This window comes from Streptomyces sp. NPDC038280, assembly GCF_055600045.1.
In genome coordinates this window covers 135,899-154,342 of the sequence record NZ_JBVJYZ010000005.1, presented here as the reverse complement: position 1 = coordinate 154,342, position 18,444 = coordinate 135,899, and the positions used below count along the sequence as shown (strand labels likewise).

At 67.6% G+C, this 18,444-nt stretch carries 15 protein-coding genes; 8 read left to right on the top strand and 7 right to left on the bottom strand.

The window, feature by feature from the left end; translation table 11 throughout:
- Window positions 1–389: 389 nt before the first annotated feature.
- Window positions 390–1,727 carry an MATE family efflux transporter gene (locus tag ACZ7J0_RS13795; RefSeq protein ID WP_470887004.1) on the top strand — a complete coding sequence of 446 codons (1,338 nt, stop codon included), beginning with the start codon at window positions 390–392 and terminating at the stop codon, window positions 1,725–1,727.
- 113 nt (window positions 1,728–1,840) lie between these two features.
- On the opposite strand, the gene rplI is transcribed toward ACZ7J0_RS13795, so the two are convergent.
- The 4 genes from rplI to rpsF all read right to left on the bottom strand — a co-directional run bounded on the left by rplI (window position 1,841) and on the right by rpsF (window position 3,532).
- On the bottom strand, window positions 1,841–2,287 hold the full coding sequence (gene rplI / locus ACZ7J0_RS13790; protein ID WP_315894947.1) for a 50S ribosomal protein L9: 447 nt from the start codon (window positions 2,285–2,287) through the stop codon (window positions 1,841–1,843).
- 18 nt (window positions 2,288–2,305) lie between these two features.
- On the bottom strand, window positions 2,306–2,542 hold the full coding sequence (gene rpsR, locus ACZ7J0_RS13785) for a 30S ribosomal protein S18 (protein WP_005315025.1): 237 nt from the start codon (window positions 2,540–2,542) through the stop codon (window positions 2,306–2,308).
- Window positions 2,543–2,585: 43 nt separating this feature from the next.
- Window positions 2,586–3,167 carry a single-stranded DNA-binding protein gene (locus ACZ7J0_RS13780; RefSeq protein ID WP_469120376.1) on the bottom strand — a complete coding sequence of 194 codons (582 nt, stop codon included), beginning with the start codon at window positions 3,165–3,167 and terminating at the stop codon, window positions 2,586–2,588.
- A gap of 74 nt (window positions 3,168–3,241) precedes the next feature.
- Window positions 3,242–3,532 (bottom strand): 30S ribosomal protein S6, encoded by a 291-nt coding sequence (gene rpsF / locus ACZ7J0_RS13775; protein ID WP_004950685.1) that lies wholly within the window; start codon window positions 3,530–3,532, stop codon window positions 3,242–3,244.
- Between the two features lie 272 nt (window positions 3,533–3,804).
- On the opposite strand from rpsF, the gene ACZ7J0_RS13770 reads away from it, so the two are divergent.
- The 3 genes from ACZ7J0_RS13770 (at window position 3,805) to ACZ7J0_RS13760 (ending at window position 6,461) form a co-directional block, all read left to right on the top strand.
- Window positions 3,805–4,119 (top strand): hypothetical protein, encoded by a 315-nt coding sequence (locus tag ACZ7J0_RS13770; protein WP_468708923.1) that lies wholly within the window; start codon window positions 3,805–3,807, stop codon window positions 4,117–4,119.
- A 118-nt stretch (window positions 4,120–4,237) separates the two neighbouring features.
- On the top strand, window positions 4,238–5,356 hold the full coding sequence (locus tag ACZ7J0_RS13765; protein ID WP_468708924.1) for a lipid II:glycine glycyltransferase FemX: 1,119 nt from the start codon (window positions 4,238–4,240) through the stop codon (window positions 5,354–5,356).
- Between the two features lie 73 nt (window positions 5,357–5,429).
- A complete protein-coding gene (locus tag ACZ7J0_RS13760) occupies window positions 5,430–6,461 on the top strand; it encodes an alanine racemase (RefSeq protein WP_468708926.1) in 1,032 nt (343 codons plus the stop codon).
- A gap of 3 nt (window positions 6,462–6,464) precedes the next feature.
- On the opposite strand, the gene ACZ7J0_RS13755 is transcribed toward ACZ7J0_RS13760, so the two are convergent.
- Complete coding sequence (locus ACZ7J0_RS13755) at window positions 6,465–7,946, bottom strand: glycosyltransferase family 87 protein (protein ID WP_470887000.1); 1,482 nt, start codon at window positions 7,944–7,946, stop codon at window positions 6,465–6,467.
- 108 nt (window positions 7,947–8,054) lie between these two features.
- The gene (locus ACZ7J0_RS13750; RefSeq protein WP_470886998.1) at window positions 8,055–10,799 is read right to left on the bottom strand and encodes a transglycosylase domain-containing protein; all 2,745 of its coding nucleotides are present in this window, start codon (window positions 10,797–10,799) and stop codon (window positions 8,055–8,057) included.
- Window positions 10,800–11,169: 370 nt separating this feature from the next.
- Between ACZ7J0_RS13750 and ACZ7J0_RS13745 the strand changes: the two genes are divergently transcribed.
- From ACZ7J0_RS13745 to ACZ7J0_RS13735, 3 genes are all read left to right on the top strand, one after another.
- Window positions 11,170–11,850, top strand: coding sequence for a PadR family transcriptional regulator (locus tag ACZ7J0_RS13745; RefSeq protein WP_468708930.1), 681 nt, complete (start codon window positions 11,170–11,172; stop codon window positions 11,848–11,850).
- Window positions 11,851–11,900: 50 nt separating this feature from the next.
- Entirely contained in the window at window positions 11,901–12,983 is a 1,083-nt protein-coding gene (locus tag ACZ7J0_RS13740; RefSeq protein ID WP_470886996.1) for an inositol-3-phosphate synthase, read from the top strand.
- A 114-nt stretch (window positions 12,984–13,097) separates the two neighbouring features.
- Window positions 13,098–14,375 (top strand): MFS transporter, encoded by a 1,278-nt coding sequence (locus ACZ7J0_RS13735; protein WP_470886994.1) that lies wholly within the window; start codon window positions 13,098–13,100, stop codon window positions 14,373–14,375.
- An 86-nt stretch (window positions 14,376–14,461) separates the two neighbouring features.
- Here the strand turns inward: ACZ7J0_RS13735 and ACZ7J0_RS13730 are convergent, their stop codons facing one another.
- The gene (locus ACZ7J0_RS13730; protein ID WP_470886992.1) at window positions 14,462–15,928 is read right to left on the bottom strand and encodes a CCA tRNA nucleotidyltransferase; all 1,467 of its coding nucleotides are present in this window, start codon (window positions 15,926–15,928) and stop codon (window positions 14,462–14,464) included.
- A gap of 184 nt (window positions 15,929–16,112) precedes the next feature.
- On the opposite strand from ACZ7J0_RS13730, the gene ACZ7J0_RS13725 reads away from it, so the two are divergent.
- On the top strand, window positions 16,113–18,401 hold the full coding sequence (locus tag ACZ7J0_RS13725; RefSeq protein WP_470887320.1) for a DUF6049 family protein: 2,289 nt from the start codon (window positions 16,113–16,115) through the stop codon (window positions 18,399–18,401).
- The last annotated feature ends 43 nt before the right edge of the window (window positions 18,402–18,444 follow it).

The window sequence follows — 18,444 nt, the reverse complement described above, 5'->3', positions numbered from 1 at the left end:
ACCGTGCGACTCTTTCTTACGCCACGGCTCTGACAAACGAGAGGCTCTACTCCGCTTCTGGGGCGTGGGGCGCCGGTCCACGGTAGGCCCGCGGGCACCGTCAGCCAATCTGGTTATCCACAGGCCCTGTGGATGGTGGACGGGATGCTGTGGAGAACCGCGCGGAACCTGTGCACGGACCGGGGGACAGTCATGTGGACAAACTCATAGCCGTCCTGGACCACCTCGTCTGACCTGGCGTTTTTCCGTCCACCGGCTGTGGGGGAGAAAAACTTTCCTCACCGGGCCAAGATCAGAACAAACGGCGCACAGCCGAAGCCACGCACACACCCAAGGTAAGGATCGCAGGGCGATTGCGTCTCTTACCTGTGGAAGATTAGATTGGGCACATGACACAGGCTCCCCCGACGCTCAAGGCCGCCCGGCGCCGGCACGACCGCGAGATCATCTCGCTCGCCCTGCCGGCCTTCGGCGCGCTCGTCGCCGAGCCTCTTTTCCTCATGGTCGACAGCGCCATCGTCGGCCATCTCGGCACGCCCCAGCTTGCCGGTCTTGCCATCGCGGCCGCGCTGCTGTCCACCGCGGTGAGCGTCTTCGTCTTTCTCGCCTATGCCACGACCGCCGCCGTCGCGCGCCGGGTGGGAGCCGGTGACCTCGCGGCGGCCATCAGGCAGGGCATGGACGGCATCTGGCTGGCACTGCTCCTGGGCGCCGCGGTGGTCGCCGTCACCCTTCCCGCCGCCCCCTGGCTGATCGGCCTCTTCGGTGCCTCCGACACCGCCGCTCCGTACGCCGTCACCTATCTGCGGATATCCAGTCTCGGCATCCCCGCGATGCTGGTCGTCCTGGCAGCGACCGGCGTTCTACGAGGCCTCCAAGACACCCGTACACCGCTGTACGTCGCCGTCGCAGGCTTCGCGGCCAATGGTGCGCTCAACGTCGGGCTGGTCTACGGAGCCGGCCTCGGCATAGCCGGCTCGGCCTGGGGCACGGTGATCGCCCAGTGCGGCATGGCCGCCGCCTATCTTGTGGTCGTCATCCGGGGCGCCCGGCGCCACCAGGCGTCCCTGCGCCCCGACGCGGCCGGCATACGCGCCAGTGCCCAGGCGGGCGTCCCGCTTCTGGTTCGTACGCTGTCGCTCCGCGCGGTCCTGATCATCGCCACTGCGGTCGCGGCACATCTCGGAGATGCCGAAGTCGCGGCGCACCAGATCATCCTGTCTCTGTGGAGTCTGATGGCGTTCGCCCTCGACGCGATCGCCATCGCCGGGCAGGCCATCATCGGCCGCTATCTGGGCGCGGAGGACGCCGAGGGAGCCAAGCAGGTCTGCCACCGCATGGTGCAGTGGGGTGTGGCCTCCGGTGTGGTGCTCGGAGCGCTGATCGTCATCGCCCGGCCACTCTTCATCCCGCTGTTCACCAGCGACGGGACGGTACAGGACACCCTCCTTCCCGCGCTGCTTGTGGTCGCCCTCTCCCAGCCGATCGCCGGCGTGGTGTTCGTGCTGGACGGCGTCTTGATGGGCGCGGGCGACGGACGCTATCTGGCATGGGCCATGCTGCTGACCCTGGCCGTCTTCGCCCCGGTGGCGCTGCTCATCCCCACCATGGGAGGCGGGCTCACGGCGCTCTGGTGGGCCATGACCCTGATGATGACCGTCCGGCTATTGACGCTTTGGCTGCGCTCACGATCGGGCCGCTGGGTCATCACGGGCGCCACGCGCTGAGCGATGTTTCACGTGAAACAGGCGGTTTCACGTGAAACAGACACCCTGTGAACATGCGAGAAGGGCCGCACCCGATGGGTGCGGCCCTTCTTACTGCTCTGCTGAGGACAGCGTTACGCGGCGACGACCTCGACGCCGAGCTTCGCGGCAACCTCGGGGTGCAGACGCACGGACACCTGGTGCGAGCCCAGGGTCTTGATCGGCGAACCGAGCTCGACGCGACGCTTGTCGACGTCGGGGCCGCCCGCGGACTTGATCGCCGTGGCGATGTCGGCCGGGGTCACGGAGCCGAAGAGACGGCCGGCGTCGCCGGAGCGAACGGCCAGACGCACCTTCACGCCCTCGAGCTGGGCCTTGATCTCGTTGGCCTGCTCGATGGTCGCGATCTCGTGGATCTTGCGGGCGCGGCGGATCTGCGCCACGTCCTTCTCGCCACCCTTGGTCCAGCGGATCGCGAAACCACGCGGGACCAGGTAGTTGCGAGCGTAGCCGTCCTTGACGTCGACAACGTCGCCAGCGGCACCGAGGCCGGAGACCTCGTGGGTGAGGATGATCTTCATTTTTCGGTCACCCTTCCCTTATCGCGCGGTGGACGTGTAGGGCAGCAGCGCCATCTCACGGCTGTTCTTGACGGCCGTGGCGACGTCACGCTGGTGCTGCGTGCAGTTGCCGGTCACGCGGCGGGCACGGATCTTGCCGCGGTCGGAAATGAACTTCCGCAGCATGTTCGTGTCCTTGTAGTCCACGTACGCGGTCTTGTCCTTGCAGAATGCGCAGACCTTCTTCTTCGGCTTGCGCACAGGCGGCTTCGCCATGGTGTATCTCCTGTGTGATCAAGAAGTGGGGGTACGAGCTCCCCTAGAAGGGGGGCTCGTCCGAGTAGCCGCCGCCACTGGAGCTTCCGCCCCAGTTGCCCCCGCCGCTCTGCGGCTGGCCGCCGCCGGCCGGCGCGCTGGTCGCCCACGGGTCGTCGGCGGGAGCCCCGCCGCCGGCCTGCTGACCACCACTGGGGCTTCCGCCCCAGTTGCCGCCGCCCTGCTGCTGACCGCCGCCGTAGCCACCCTGGCCGCCGCGACCGGTGGTCTTGGTGACCTTGGCCGTGGCGTTCTTGAGGCTGGGGCCGACTTCCTCGACGTCCAGCTCGTAGACCGTGCGCTTGACGCCCTCGCGGTCCTCGTAGGACCGCTGCTTCAGCCGGCCCTGCACGACGACGCGCATGCCTCGCTGAAGCGACTCGGCGACGTTCTCCGCCGCCTGACGCCAGACCGAGCAGGTGAGGAAGAGGCTCTCGCCGTCCTTCCACTCATTGGTCTGACGGTCGAAGGTGCGGGGAGTGGACGCGATACGGAACTTCGCGACCGCCGCACCGGACGGGGTGAAGCGCAGCTCGGGGTCGTCGACAAGATTGCCGACGACCGTGATGACGGTCTCGCCTGCCATTGGGTGAACCTCTCGGCGGGATTGCTTCTGGCTGCTTGCTGCTACTCGAACCCGATGACCTCTGAGCTAGGCGCTCAGTGGGTCTCGGGGCGGAGGACCTTGGTCCGGAGGACCGACTCGTTCAGGTTCATCTGGCGGTCGAGCTCCTTGACGACCGCAGGCTCGGCCTGCAGGTCGATGACCGAGTAGATGCCCTCGGGCTTCTTCTTGATCTCGTAAGCGAGACGACGACGGCCCCAGGTGTCGACCTTCTCAACCTTTCCGTTGCCCTCACGGACGACGGAGAGGAAGTTCTCGATCAGCGGGGAGACAGCGCGCTCCTCGAGATCGGGGTCGAGGATGACCATCACCTCGTAGTGACGCATGTGGAACCCACCTCCTTTGGACTCAGCGGCCACGGTCGTTCCGTGGCAGGAGGGTCGTGATGCGTAAGCAACGGTATCCGCCACCACTGACAGTCCCCCTCAGCGAGTGAGAGCTTCCGTTCTGGGCATGGGCAGACACCGGTGCAGATCGTACAGACTACCTGGCCACCGGCTTCCGGTTGAAATCCGGTGGCCAGGGGCCGCAATCTGTACACATCGGGTGCGGGTGGCGCTACGATGCGCCGCCCTCCGGCAAAGCCAGGAGGTGCCCCATGGCACAGGCAATGCGATCTCGCTCCTCCGTCTCCCTCCTCGCCACCGACGGCAAGCCTCATCCGCTCCAGGACACCCTGGTCGGTGTCGCGCTGGTGCTGGGCGCCGTCGCCTTTACCTCGGCGATGTTCCACCACCTCCACCTGCTCAGCTCCTGGGCGGGACTCCTCGGCATCATCGCCGGCGCGTACGGGCAGTTCATCTCGGTGACCACGCGAGAGCGGTTCGCGCTGATCGTCGGACTGGGCGCCTCTGCCATCGGGTTCTTCCTCGGCATGGCACACGGCGGTCTGTTCGGCGGCGTTCTGGGCTAGGCCCGAAGCGAGAGCCCGCACGCGGCCCATCGGGGCGCTCCTCGGTTCGCAGTAGGCTTCGGCGCGAGAGCCGGAGCCCCTGTATCCATGGGGACACACCTGCCGAGGAGCGCCCCGCATGAGCCTGACCCTGAGGACCATCAGCCGTGAGCAGCATCTGGCGTACATCCAGACTCTGCCCGCGGCGAGCCATTGCCAGGTCCCGGCATGGGCTGATGTGAAGACCGAGTGGCGTTCGGAGAGCCTGGGTTGGTTCGACAAGAGCGGTGAACTGGTGGGCGCGGGCCTCGTGCTGTACCGCCAGCTGCCGAAGATCAAGCGCTACCTGGCCTATCTCCCCGAGGGCCCGGTCATCAACTGGTACGCGCCCAACCTGGAGGACTGGCTCCAGCCGATGCTCGCCCACCTCAAGCAGCAGGGCGCCTTCTCCGTGAAGATGGGTCCGCCGGTGGTGATCCGGCGCTGGGACTCCGGGGCGATCAAGTCCGGTATCCAGGACCCGGATGTGAAGCGTCTGCGCGACGTCGAGGCGACGCACATCGAGCCGCGCGCCTTCGAAGTGGCCGACCGGCTGCGGAAGATGGGCTGGCAGCAGGGAGAGGACGGCGGCGCCGGCTTCGGCGACGTCCAGCCCCGCTACGTCTTCCAGGTGCCGCTGGCCAACCGCTCCCTGGACGACGTCCTCAAGGGCTTCAACCAGCTGTGGCGCCGGAACATCAAGAAGGCCGAGAAGGCCGGTGTCGAGGTCGTACAGGGTGGCTACGAGGACCTCGCCGAGTGGCAGCGGCTGTACGAGATCACCGCGGTGCGCGACCACTTCCGGCCCCGCCCTCTCTCGTACTTCCAGCGCATGTGGACGGTCCTGAACAACGAAGACCCCAACCGCATGCGGCTGTACTTCGCGCGGCACGACGGCGTGAACCTGTCCGCGGCCACGATGCTCGTCGTCGGCGGCCACGTCTGGTACTCCTACGGCGCGTCGGACAACATCGGGCGTGAGGTCCGGCCCTCGAACGCGATGCAGTGGCGGATGCTGCGCGACGCCTATGCGATGGGCGCGACGGTCTACGACCTGCGCGGCATCTCGGACTCCCTGGACGAGACGGACCACCTCTTCGGTCTGATCCAGTTCAAGGTCGGTACGGGCGGCGAGGCCGTCGAATACGTCGGCGAGTGGGACTTCCCGCTGAACAAGCTGCTGCACAAGGCGCTCGACATCTACATGTCCCGGCGCTGACGGCTCCACGCTGGCATAAGTTTCGTCCATACCTCTGATACACCGCAGCCACCAGAAAGGTTCCGGGCCGGCCATGGCGCTCTCCCTTTACGTCGACACCGCTCGCTGGCGGGCGCACCAGAAGACCGTGATCGACCAGTTCCCGGGCCTGGTGCCGGTCTGCAAGGGCAACGGCTACGGGTTCGGTCATGAGCGGCTCGCGGAGGAGGCGGCGCGCTTCGGCTCGGACATGCTCGCCGTCGGCACCACCTACGAGGCAGCCCGGATCAAGGACTGGTTCAGCGGTGATCTGCTGGTCCTGACGCCCTTCCGGCGGGGCGAGGAGCCGGTACCGCTGCCGGACCGGGTGATCCGTTCCGTGTCATCGGTCGACGGTGTGCACGCCCTGGTCGGCGCCCGCGTCGTCATCGAGTGCATGAGCTCGATGAAGCGCCACGGCGTCAGCGAGCAGGAGCTGGGGCAGCTCCAGGCGGCCATCGAGGACGTCCGGCTCGAGGGCTTCGCGCTGCACCTGCCGCTGGACCGCACGGACGGTTCCGACGCGGTGGAGGAGGTCATCGGCTGGATGGACCGGCTGCGGGCCGCACGGCTTCCGCTGCACACCATGTTCGTGAGCCACCTGCGCGCCGATGAGCAGGCACGGCTTCAGCAGCAGTTCCCGCAGACCCGTTTCCGGGCCCGGATCGGCACCCGCCTGTGGCTTGGCGACCACGAGGCGACGGAGTACCGGGGGGCCGTCCTGGACGTGACCCGGGTCGCCAAGGGCGACCGCTTCGGCTACCGCCAGCAGAAGACCGCCTCGGACGGCTGGCTGGTGGTCGTCGCCGGCGGCACGTCCCACGGCGTCGGGCTGGAGGCTCCGAAGGCCCTGCACGGGGTGATGCCCCGCGCCAAGGGGGTGGCCCGCGCCGGACTCGCGACGGTCAACAGGAACCTTTCCCCGTTCGTCTGGGCGGGCAAGCAGCGCTGGTTCGCCGAGCCCCCGCACATGCAGGTGTCGATCCTGTTCGTTCCGTCGGACGCGCAGGAGCCGAAGGTCGGGGACGAGTTGGTGGCCTATCTGCGGCACACCACGACGCAGTTCGACCGGCTCGTGGAGCGCTAGCCCCTATTCGCGTACGACGCCCCACTCCACACGGGGCCCTTCCACAGCGTGTACGGCGTGCCGTGGCGGGTGCGCGGCCCGTCCCAGTACGAAGACGTCCTCCGCGCCGTCCAGGACGCCTCCGGACGGGTCGTCGGACCCGTCCTGGCGTACACCGTCCCGTTCGGGCATCAGGATGTCGCGTACGACCACCGCGCACACGTACAACGTGCCGACCAGGTGCAGGACGATCGCGAACTGGTAGCCGTCGGTGGGCAGCCCCTGCTTGTTCCCGCTGGTCGTGAAGGCGAGGTACATCCAGATGCCGAGGAAGTACATGACCTCGCACGCCTGCCAGATCAGGAAGTCCCGCCAGCGCGGCCTGGCGAGGGCCGCGAGCGGGATGAGCCACAGTACGTACTGCGGCGAATAGACCTTGTTGGTGAGGATGAACGCCGCCACGACAAGGAACGCGAGCTGGGCGAAGCGCGGCCGCCGCGGGGCGGTGAGGGCCAGGGCGGCGATCCCCGCGCAGGCGAGGATCATCAGGACGATCGCGTACGTGTTCGCGGTCTCGGGTGCGATGGGCAGCCCGGTGCGCTGGGTGATGATCAGCCAGAACGAGCCGAAGTCCACGTTGCGTTCCTGGCTGAAGGTGTAGAACTTCTTCCAGCCCTCGGGCGCGAGCAGCATCACGGGCACATTGACGACGAGCCAGGCACCGGCAGTGCCCAGCAGCGCGGCCCCGAACTCCCGCCACTTCCAGGCCCGCCAGCACAGCAGCAGCAGTGGCCCGAGAAGCAGCACCGGATAGAGCTTGGCGGCGGTGGCGAGTCCGATGAGGATGCCGAAGGCAAGCGACCGGCCGCGTGACCACATCAGCATGGCGGCGGCCGTCAGGCCCACGGCCAGCAGGTCCCAGTTGATCGTGGCGGTGAGTGCGAGGGCCGGGGCGAGGGCGACCAGCAGCGCGTCCCAGGGCCGGTTCCGGTGCGTGCGGGCGACACAGACCGCCATGACGGCCGTGCAGATCATCAACATGCCCGCGTTGACCATCCAGTACAGCTGCTCGCGGTGCTGGAGGTCGCCGCCACCGGGGGTCAGCCAGGAGGCGACCTCCATGAAGAGACCCGTGAGGACGGGGTACTCGAGGTACTCCATGTCACCGGAGAGCCGGTCGAAGTAGGGGACCAGCCCGTCGGCGAAGCCGCGCCCGATGAAGAGGTGCGGAATGTCCGAGTAGCAGGCGTGGGTGTACTGCGAGCTGGTGCCCCGGAACCAGGCCCAGTCGTAGCAGGGGATCTTCTGCACCATGCCGAGCGCGAACATCCCGATCGCCACGAGCGCGATCACGCGCACGGGCGTGAGCGCGCCGCCGCCCAGCCGCGCCCAGCGGCCGATGGGGCCACCGATGAGTTCGCTGCCCGCGGCGGCTACGTCGTCCCGCCGGGTGGGACGCACGACCGGCCTGTCCTGGGGCGGGCTCGTCTTCTGTGGGCTCGGCATGGGAGACATCCTGCCGTACGGCGCTGTGGAAACGGCGAGGGCCGCCGCCCCGGAGTACGCACGGAGCGTACGTACCGGATGCGGCGGCCCTGGGGACGCGGGGGAGCGCTATTGGCTGCCGGTTCCGCCGAGCCACCCCGTGGTGGTGCCTTGGGTCTTACCGCCGTTGCCGTTGCCGCCGGTACTGCCACCGGTGGGCGGTGAAGGACTGGTGGTCACACCTCCGGTGGCGCCGCCGTCGGTGGTCCCCCCGGTGTCATTGCCCCCGGTGTCGTTGCCGCCATTGTCATTGCCACCGTTGTTGTTGCAGTCCCAGTCCCACACGCCACAGGAGTTGTCCGGGTCGGGCGTGGTGGACGGGGTCGTCGACGGCTTGGTCGACGGCGTCTGCGAGGGCGTCTGCGACGGGGTGGTGGACGGCGTCGGCTTAGGGCTGGGCACTCCACGGAAGATGGCCTTGGCGTTCTCCAGGTCCTCCGGCTCGGGGAACCTCATGACCTTGTCGCCCTCGAGCGCGTCCGTCATGTAGTCGTGCCAGATCTGGGACGGGAACGACGAACCGTGGATCTTGGGCTGGTCGCCCGTGCCGAACATCTCCAGGAACCCGCGGTTCTTGCTCTTCGCGTCGTCGTCGAACCGGTACATGTCGATGGCGGTCGACAGCTGCGGGGTGTAGCCGACGAACCAGGCGGACTTGTTGCCGTCCGTGGTACCCGTCTTGCCGGCGACGTCACGGCCGGGGATGGCGGCCTTGCGGCCAGTGCCCTTGGGGTTCTCCACGACGTCCCTCAGCACGTCCGTCACATTGCTCGCGACGGCGGGCGTGAAGGCCTGATCGGTCTTGTCCTCGTGCTTGTAGACCGACTTCCCGTTCTCCTTGACCTCCTTGACGGAGTACGGGTCGCGCTGCTCCCCGTTGGCGGCGAAGGTCGCGTAGGAGCCGGCCATGCGGATGGCGCTGGGGTCGGAGATACCGATGGAGAAGGACGGCACGTCGGACTTGACCAGCGAGCCCTCGAGCAGCCCGGCGTCCATGGCCGCGTGACGCACCTTGTCGATGCCGACGTCCATGCCGAGCTGTACGAAGGGGGAGTTGGCGGAGCGGATCATCGCTTCGCGCAGGTTCATGTCCTTGTAGCTCGCGTCATCGTCGTTGGTCTGCAGCCACTCCTCTCCCTTCTCGTTCTGCCAGGTCGATCCGTCGTAGTTCTTGATCTTGAGCTTGTTCTTGCCGCTGTACCGGCTCTTGTCCGGGTCGAGGATGGTCCGCTCGTCCAGGCCTTGCTCGCGCGGTCCCTCGGGGTCGCGCACACCGTCCCGCATCGCCGCGGCCAGGACGAACGGCTTGAACGTCGACCCCACCTGGGCACCGGTCTGGTCCGCGTTGTTGGTGAAGTGCTTGGTCGCGTCATTGCCGCCGTAAATGGCGACGATCGCGCCCGTCCTCGGGTCCACCGAGGCGCCGCCGAACTGGACATGGGTGTCCACGTCCGGGCGCTTCTTGGGGTCGATGTGGGCGTCGTAGACCTTCTTGACGGCCGTCTCGAGGGCTTTGACCTTTTTTTCGTTGAAGGTCGTGTGGATCTCGAAGCCGCCCTGGGCCAGCGCCTTCTCGTCGATGCCCCTGTCGTTGTTGTTGATGAAGTAGGCCTTGGCCAGGCTCACCAGATAGCCGACCTGCCCGCCGAGCTTCGCGTCCTTCTTCGGCGGGTCGGGCATGGGGAACGTGGTGATGGGGGCGCGCTCGGCGGCGGGGAGGTGCCCGTCCGCGACCATCTCGTCGAGGATCCACTTCCAGCGCTTCGTCGCGCGGACCGTGTTGTCCGTCGCGTTGGCCTTGGGATCGATCTCCGGCGCGCCGGCCGGGTCGTAGTACGTGGCGCCCTTGAGCAGCGCGGCCAGGAACGCGCACTGGCTGGGCGACAGCTTCTCCGCGTCCTTGCCGTAGTAGGTGCGGGCCGCGGCCTGGATGCCGTAGGCACCCCGCCCGTAGTAGGCGGTGTTCAGATAGCCCGCCATGATCTCGGGCTTGTCCAGTTCCGTGCCGACCCTGATGGAGATGAAGAGCTCCTTGAGCTTTCGGGTCAGCGTCTGCGACTGGTCGGCGAGCCGGTTGTTCTTCACGTACTGCTGGGTGATCGTCGAGCCACCCTGGGTCTCCTGACCGCGGGCCATGTTGAACAGCGCGCGGCCGATACCCATCGGGTCGATGCCCGAGTCCTCGCGGAACGTCTTGTTCTCGGCCGAGATCACCGCGTTCTGCATGGCGAGCGGGATCTTCTCGATCGGAATGATCTGCCGGTTGACCTCACCGCCGGTGGCGGCCATCTCCGTACCGTCAGCCCAGTAGTACACGTTGTTCTGCGCCTTGGCGGAGTCGTCCACGTCGGGGAGTCCCACCATGGCGTACGCGATCGTCGCAGCGCCCATGAGGCTGCCGCAGAAGACGAGGAACAGGCCCGTGGTGAGCTTCCACGACGGCACCCAGCGGCGCCAGCCGTACTTGTCGTAGCGCGGATAGTCGATCATCCGCTTGCGGCCCGGAGGCCGGCCACCGCGGCCCCGTCCGGGACCGCCGTCGTATCCACCGCCGCCGCGACGTCCGCCCCCCGGTCCGCCGGGACCACCGCCCCCTTCGGGCGCACGCCTGCGCCCGCCGCGCTGGGCGGCACGCCGCGCCTCGGCACGACTTGCGTAAGGACGGTCCTCACCGTACGGCTCGGAGGGGGATCCGGCACTGGCTCCCCGGGCCTGCGCCGACCTGCGGCCCTGGGGCTGCTGGGCGGCGCGCCTGGCCGCGGCACGTCCGCCGCCCTGCGGCTGCGGCGGCTGTTTGCGACGGTGCTCGCTCATCGAACGACTACTCCTCGGGCAGGCGCGTACGCCTGGAAACGGCAGCTGAGTTCCGGTCCCCCCGAAATACATACGGACCAGCCCTGGGACGGGCTCATCCGCGGTGCAGCCATGGCACCGAGAGCACTGACGTCCCCTGCCGTCGCATGGTTCCCGGTGGACTGCATGCCGCACAGACTACGCACGGTCAAAACCCTCCTAGGGCCGAAGTTCAACCCAAATCAGGCAAGTCGATTGCTCCGAATTGACGATGTGACGCCGGTCACTACTGCCCCTCTTGTCGCAGCAGGACGGTCGTTCTATCGTCGGGATGTATCGAGTCGATACATCAGCACGACATAAGAGCCCAGGACGGCAGAGGAGGCGAGGCATGAGCAGGCGCTCAGGGATCCTTGAGTTCGCCGTCCTCGGGCTGCTCCGCGAGGCCCCGATGCACGGGTACGAGCTGCGGAAACGGCTCAACACCTCGCTCGGGATCTTCCGGGCCTTCAGTTACGGGACTCTGTACCCCTGCCTCAAGACGCTGGTCGCAAACGGCTGGTTGATCGAGGAGCCGGGCAGCGCACCGGAGGAGGCCCTCGCCGCTTCACTCGCAGGACGCCGAGCGAAGATCGTCTACCGGTTGACGGCGGAAGGTAAGGAGCACTTCGAAGAGCTCCTCACCCACGCCGGCCCGGACGCCTGGGAGGACGAGCACTTCGCGGCTCGTTTCGCCTTCTTCGGGCAGACGGAGCGCGAGGTGCGGATGCGCGTGCTGGAAGGCCGTCGTAGCCGGCTGGAGGAGCGCCTGGAGAAGATGCGCGCTTCCCTGGCCCGTACGCGCGAGCGGCTGGACGACTACACGCTTGAGCTGCAGCGCCACGGTATGGAGTCCGTGGAGCGCGAAGTGCGCTGGCTGAACGAGCTCATCGAGAGCGAGCGGGCGGGGCGGGATCAGCGATCCGGTCCCGAGAGCGCCGCTCAGCAGGACAGCACATCTGGAGAAACGGGCGGCCTGCCCCGGCACGGGGGCAGTACCCGGCCGGATCCGTCCGACGACACCGCCAAGTGAGGCCCTGCGACGTGCAGGGCTTCGACGAGATCACACAGGGAGCAACCGGAATGGGTTCGGTTCGCGTAGCCATCGTAGGCGTGGGCAACTGCGCCGCCTCGCTGGTGCAGGGCGTCGAGTACTACAAGGACGCCGACCCGGCGAGCAAGGTACCGGGTCTGATGCACGTCCAGTTCGGCGAGTACCACGTTCGGGACATCGAGTTCGTCGCCGCCTTCGATGTCGACGCGAAGAAGGTCGGCCTCGACCTCGCGGACGCCATCGGTGCCAGCGAGAACAACACCATCAAGATCTGCGACGTGCCCAACTCGGGCGTGACCGTTCAGCGCGGCCACACCCTCGACGGCCTGGGCAAGTACTACCAGCAGACGATCGAGGAGTCCCCCGAGGCCCCGGTCGACATCGTCAAGGTCCTCAAGGACAAGCAGGTCGACGTTCTGATCTGCTACCTGCCCGTCGGTTCCGAGGACGCTGCGAAGTTCTACGCGCAGTGCGCCATCGACGCCAAGGTCGCGTTCGTCAACGCTCTCCCGGTCTTCATCGCCGGCACCAAGGAGTGGGCGGACAAGTTCACCGAGGCGGGCGTCCCGATCGTCGGCGACGACATCAAGTCCCAGGTCGGCGCCACCATCACGCACCGCGTCATGGCGAAGCTCTTCGAGGACCGCGGTGTCCGCCTGGAGCGGACCATGCAGCTGAACGTCGGCGGCAACATGGACTTCAAGAACATGCTCGAGCGCGAGCGCCTGGAGTCCAAGAAGATCTCCAAGACGCAGGCCGTCACCTCGCAGATCCCGGACCGCGACATGGGCGACAAGAACGTCCACATCGGCCCGTCGGACTACGTGGCCTGGCTGGACGACCGCAAGTGGGCGTACGTCCGCCTCGAGGGCCGCGCGTTCGGCGACGTCCCGCTCAACCTGGAGTACAAGCTCGAGGTCTGGGACTCCCCGAACTCCGCGGGTGTCATCATCGACGCCCTGCGTGCCGCGAAGATCGCGAAGGACCGGGGCATCGGCGGCCCGATCCTCTCCGCTTCCTCGTACTTCATGAAGTCCCCGCCGGTGCAGTACTTCGACGACGAGGCCTACGAGAACGTCGAGAAGTTCATCAAGGGCGAGGTCGAGCGCTGAGCGCGAGTCAGCGACGGCGCGTGTGGTGAGAATCCACCCGCAGCCTTCCTGCTCTGAGAGGGCCCCCGGGACAAATGCTCCCGGGGGCCCTCTCCGTGTGTGACGCTTGCCCACATGCCCGTCGTACGTGATCTGCGCGTACTCCTGCGCCTGACGAACTTCCGCCGCCTGCTCGCCGTACGGCTGCTGTCGCAGTGCGCCGACGGCGTGTACCAGGTCGCGCTCGCCACGTACGTCGTCTTCTCCCCCGAGAAGCAGACTTCGCCCGCGGCCATTGCCTCGGCGATGGCCGTCCTGTTGCTTCCCTACTCCCTGATCGGCCCTTTTGCCGGCGTGCTGCTGGACCGTTGGCAGCGACGGCAGGTCTTTCTCCACGGGAATCTCCTGCGTGCCCTGCTCGCCTGCGGCACGGCCGTGCTGGTCCTCGCCTCCGTGCCCGACTGGCTCTTCTATGTCTCCGCGCTCTCCGTCACGGCCGTCAATCGGTTCGTCCTGGCGGGGCTGTCGGCCGCGCTGCCGCGTGTGGTCGACGCGGAGCGTCTGGTGATGGCCAACTCCCTTTCACCCACGGCAGGGACGATCGCCGCGACAGCGGGTGGTGGGCTCGCCTTCGCGGTTCGGCTGGCGGCCTCGGACTCGGACGCAGTGGTGGTTGTGCTGGGCGCTCTGCTCTATCTCTGCGCGGCACTCGCTTCCCTGCGCATTCCCCGTGAACTGCTGGGGCCGGAGCCCGCATTGGTGCAGGCGCGCGTCAAGGCCGCGCTGGCCTCCACCGCTCGTGGACTCGTCGCCGGCCTGCGTCACCTGAGGGAGAGGCCGTCGGCGGCCCGTGTGCTGGCGGCGATGACGCTGATGCGGTTCTGCTACGGCGCGCTCTCGGTGATGGTCTTGATGCTCTGCCGGTACTTCTGGGCATCCACGGAGTCGGACGGGCTGGCCCTGCTCGGGCTGGCCGTCGGAGTGTCGGGAGCAGGCTTCTTCATGGCGGCGGTGCTCTCACCCTGGTCCGTGGGACGACTGGGGCCCTTTGGCTGGATCGCCGCGTGCGCCGCCACGGCCGCCGTTCTGGCGCCGGCGTTGGGGCTGCCGTTCGCTCCTGTGCCCATGCTGATCGCCGCCTTTTTCCTGGCGCTCGCCACTCAGGGAACGAAGATCGCCACTGACACGGTCGTACAGAGATCGGTGGACGATGCCTATCGGGGACGCGTCTTTTCGCTCTACGACGTACTGTTCAACGTCGCCTTTGTCGGCGCGGCAGGAGTGGCGTCGCTGTTGCTGCCGGGGGACGGACGCTCGGCCCCTCTTCTCGTCATGGTGGCCGTCCTCTACGCCGCCGTCGCGGTCATGCTCGCGCGACGGAAGCAACAGGACGGCACGGCTCGACGACCGTGAGCAGATAGCGAGGGGCGTTGTTTCACGTGAAACAACGCCCCTGCGTTCCGCCGCGTCATGTTTCACGTGAAACATGACCGCCGGGATCAGCTCTCCGTCGCCCACCATTCCTTCAGCGCGGCGACAGCGGCATCGTGTCCCATCGGGCCATGCTCCAGACGCAGTTCCAGCAGGAACTTGTACGCCTTGCCAATGGCCGGCCCTGGTCCGATCCCGAGGATCCCCTGAATCTGATTGCCGTCCAGGTCGGGTCGGATCGCATCCAGCTCCTCCTGCTCCTGGAGCTGCGCGATGCGCTCTTCCAGCCCGTCGTAGGCGCGGGAGAGAGCGTTGGCCTTGCGCTTGTTCCGGGTGGTGCAGTCCGAGCGGGTCAGCTTGTGCAGCCGCGACAGCAGCGGCCCGGCGTCCCGCACGTACCTGCGCACGGCGGAGTCGGTCCACTCCCCGGTCCCATAGCCGTGGAAGCGCAGATGCAGCTCGACCAGCCGGGAGACGTCCTTGACCATCTCGTTGGAGTACTTGAGAGCGGTCATGCGCTTCTTGGTCATCTTGGCGCCCACCACCTCGTGGTGGTGGAAGGAGACCCTGCCGTCGCTCTCGAACCGCCGTGTGCGGGGCTTGCCGATGTCATGCAAGAGGGCGGCAAGCCGCAGCACCAGGTCCGGACCGTCCTCTTCGAGGTCGATCGCCTGCTCCAGGACGATCAGCGAGTGCTCGTACACATCCTTGTGCCGGTGGTGCTCATCGCTCTCCAGACGCAGGGCCGGGAGCTCGGGCAGCACACGCTCGGCCAGACCGCTGTCCACAAACAGCGCCAGCCCCTCCCGGGGGTGGGCGGAGAGGATCAGCTTGTTGAACTCATCGCGCACGCGCTCGGCGGAAACAATGTCGATGCGCTCGGACATGGCCTTCATGGCGGCAACGACCTCGGGGGCAACCGTGAAGTCGAGCTGGGCGGCGAACCGCGCCGCACGCATCATGCGCAGCGGGTCGTCGGAGAAAGACTCCTCCGGGGTCCCCGGGGTGCGCAGCACGCGCGTGGCCAGATCCTCGAGACCACCGTGCGGATCGATGAACTCCTTCTCCGGGAGCGCGACGGCCATCGCGTTGACGGTGAAGTCACGCCGGACCAGGTCCTGCTCGATGGAGTCGCCGTAGGACACCTCGGGCTTGCGCGACGTACGGTCGTACGCCTCCGAGCGGTACGTCGTGACCTCGATCTCGAAGCGCTGCTCGACGCCGTCGACGAGGGCGTTCTTCTGGCAGCCCACCGTGCCGAAGGCGATTCCGACTTCCCACACCGCGTCGGCCCACGGGCGGACGATCTTGAGTACGTCCTCGGGACGAGCGTCCGTGGTGAAGTCGAGATCGTTGCCGAGCCGTCCGAGAAGGGCGTCCCGAACCGAGCCGCCAACCAGGGCAAGGCTGAACCCCGCCTCCTGAAAGCGGCGGGCGAGGTCGTCGGCGACAGGGGACACACGCAGCAGCTCACTGACCGCGCGGCGTTGCACCTGGCTCAGTGCGGTGAGGTTGTCTTCGTTGGCGTTCGGCACAACAGAAAAGGGTACGTGCCCTGGCCCACCGGGGCGTCCCCGTTTCATAGCGGTCCCGGACCTCCCTTTCCGATCACGTGGAGCAGTCCGCGGCACTTAGCCACAGCGTGCCTCGTTACCATGCGTGGACACAGCAACCGACAACCACCGGCACCACTGACAATGACGAGGGATGGGCGAACGCGTGGCCGAGGCGGCAGACATCCAGGGCACCGGTCCCTCTCCTGCCCGACGGTGGCTACTGCGGGCGGCTTCACTTGCCGCCGGTGCCCCCCTGCTGGCCGGTCTGCTGAACGGTCCGACCGTGGCCGCCGCGCCTGCCGCCGATGACCCCACGGGCTCGCGGACCGTCGATGTGTCCCTCGACACTTTCTCGCCGAGCGCCCCTTTGAAGGGCGACACGCTCACGATCACCGGCACGGTGACCAATCAGGGTAAGCAGACGGTCACGGGCGGTCATGTAGACCTTCGGGTCGGGCCGCGCCTCTCGAGCCGCAGCGCGATCGACGAGGCTGCGGGCCGCACGGGCTTCCGCCCGGGTACCGACCCTGCGGTGCTCGATGACGAATACACCGTCGCTGTCCCGCCGCTCGCCGCCGGGATCAGCCAGGACTTCAGCATCAGCGTTCCGGTCGAGGACCTCGGTCTCGACGACGAGGGCGTGTATCAGGTCGGGGTCTCCCTCACGGGCCAGGCCCCGGGCCAGTCGGGCAACCGGGTGCTCGGCATCGAGCGGACCTTCCTGCCGTGGCAGCCGGAAGCCACCGAGAAGAAGACCCAGCTCACCTATATGTGGCCCCTGATCGCGGCGACCCACCTGTCGGCCCAGACGGGCTCGGACGATCAGCAGACCCCGGTCTTCGAGAACGACGACCTGGCCGCCGAGCTGGCTCCGGGCGGGCGGCTGGAGCAGATGGTCGCGCTCGGCAAGGATCTTCCGGTCACTTGGGTCATCGACCCGGATCTGCTCGCCACCGTCGACGCGATGACCAGGACCTATCGCGTCAAGGAGGGGACGACCGACGTTCCGGGCAAGAACCAGGCCGTCGCGGAGCAGTGGCTCAGCGCCTTGGAGAAGGCGGTGGCCGGCCGCAAGGTTGTCGCCCTTCCCTTCGCCGACCCGGATCTGGCGTCCCTGGCCCACCGGGGCAAGGACGTGTCCGGCTCGCTGCGGCACCTGCAGCCTGCCACCGAGGTGGCCGAGACGACGGTGGAGACCATCCTCCATGTGACGCCGTCCGTCGACTTCGCCTGGCCGGTCGAGGGCGCCATCGACCCGTCCATCGTGGACGTCGCCACCTCCGCCGGGGCGCACAAGGTGATCGCGCGCAGCGACAGCCTCCGGGACGACCTGCCGTACACCCCCACCGCCGCGCGCCCGATCGGCGGCGGTCGGACCGCCGTGGTCTCGGACGCCTCGCTCTCCACCGCCTTCGAAGGCGACATGAGCCAGTCGGGCAACACCACCCTGGCGGTCCAGAGATTCCTCGCCCAGACGCTCGCTGTGACCCACCAGGAGCCCGAGAACCAGCGCAATGTGGTCGTGGCCCCGCAGCGGCTGCCGACCGCCACTCAGGCACAGAGCATGGCCGCCGCCCTCCGGGGGCTGTCCGCGCAACGCTGGACACAGCCCCTGGACCTCATCGCCGCGGCCGCGGTGAGGCCCGACACGGACGCCCAGACCGGGGTGCCCCGCGCCTCTCAGTACCCCGAGCGGCTCCGCAAGCAGGAGCTGCCGGTGCAGGCGTTCCGCGACATGAAGAGCACCCAGGAGACCCTGGACAACTTCAAGGTCATCCTCACGGCCGCCTACCGGGTGGTGACGCCCTTCGGCAATGCGATCAGCCGGGAGATGTCGACGTCCTGGCGGGGCCACGCGCCCGCGGCCGCCCAGTACCGCAGCAATGTTCTCGCCTATCTGAAGAGCCTCACCGCAGAGGTGCAACTCATCGAGAAGTCGGACCTGACCCTGTCGGGCCGCAGCGCCACGATCCCCGTGACGGTGCAGAACAAGCTCGTCCAGGGCGTCGACCACCTCGTGCTGCGACTGACGTCCACGAAGCCGACCCGCCTCAAGCTCAACGGCGGCGAGGCCGTCGCCGAGCAGCCGGTCAAAATCAACGGCGGCCACAGCCAGTCGGTGAAGTTCACGGCCTCGGCCAACGCCAACGGTCCGGTCCCGATGACGGCGCAGCTGTTCACGGCGGACGGTAAGCCGTACGGTCAGCCCATGACCTTCACCGTCAAGGTCTCGGAGATCACGCCGACGGTGATGCTTGTCATCGCGGGCGGTGTGCTCCTGCTCGTTCTCGCGGGCATCAGGATGTACACCCAGCGCAAGCGGGCCGCAGCCCGGCACACCGCGGTGGATGCCACGGAGAGCGACGATCCCGAGCAGCCGAGTGACCCTGCGCCGGACACCGGTCCGGAAAGCGGTGACCCGTCGGGCACGGGTGAGAAAGTGGACCGTTGAGCGATGTCGTGGCCGGTCGGCCGGAAACGATGAGGTGGGGTAA

Excerpts from the sequence above, each read along its gene's own strand:
- ACZ7J0_RS13795 (WP_470887004.1), top strand. The coding sequence starts at position 390 with ATGACACAGGCTCCCCCGACGCTCAAGGCCGCCCGGCGCCGGCACGAC.
- rplI (WP_315894947.1), bottom strand. The coding sequence starts at position 2,287 with ATGAAGATCATCCTCACCCACGAGGTCTCCGGCCTCGGTGCCGCTGGC.
- rpsR (WP_005315025.1), bottom strand. The coding sequence starts at position 2,542 with ATGGCGAAGCCGCCTGTGCGCAAGCCGAAGAAGAAGGTCTGCGCATTC.
- ACZ7J0_RS13780 (WP_469120376.1), bottom strand. The coding sequence starts at position 3,167 with ATGGCAGGCGAGACCGTCATCACGGTCGTCGGCAATCTTGTCGACGAC.
- rpsF (WP_004950685.1), bottom strand. The coding sequence starts at position 3,532 with ATGCGTCACTACGAGGTGATGGTCATCCTCGACCCCGATCTCGAGGAG.
- ACZ7J0_RS13770 (WP_468708923.1), top strand. The coding sequence starts at position 3,805 with ATGGCACAGGCAATGCGATCTCGCTCCTCCGTCTCCCTCCTCGCCACC.
- ACZ7J0_RS13765 (WP_468708924.1), top strand. The coding sequence starts at position 4,238 with ATGAGCCTGACCCTGAGGACCATCAGCCGTGAGCAGCATCTGGCGTAC.
- ACZ7J0_RS13760 (WP_468708926.1), top strand. The coding sequence starts at position 5,430 with ATGGCGCTCTCCCTTTACGTCGACACCGCTCGCTGGCGGGCGCACCAG.
- ACZ7J0_RS13755 (WP_470887000.1), bottom strand. The coding sequence starts at position 7,946 with ATGCCGAGCCCACAGAAGACGAGCCCGCCCCAGGACAGGCCGGTCGTG.
- ACZ7J0_RS13750 (WP_470886998.1), bottom strand. The coding sequence starts at position 10,799 with ATGAGCGAGCACCGTCGCAAACAGCCGCCGCAGCCGCAGGGCGGCGGA.
- ACZ7J0_RS13745 (WP_468708930.1), top strand. The coding sequence starts at position 11,170 with ATGAGCAGGCGCTCAGGGATCCTTGAGTTCGCCGTCCTCGGGCTGCTC.
- ACZ7J0_RS13740 (WP_470886996.1), top strand. The coding sequence starts at position 11,901 with ATGGGTTCGGTTCGCGTAGCCATCGTAGGCGTGGGCAACTGCGCCGCC.
- ACZ7J0_RS13735 (WP_470886994.1), top strand. The coding sequence starts at position 13,098 with ATGCCCGTCGTACGTGATCTGCGCGTACTCCTGCGCCTGACGAACTTC.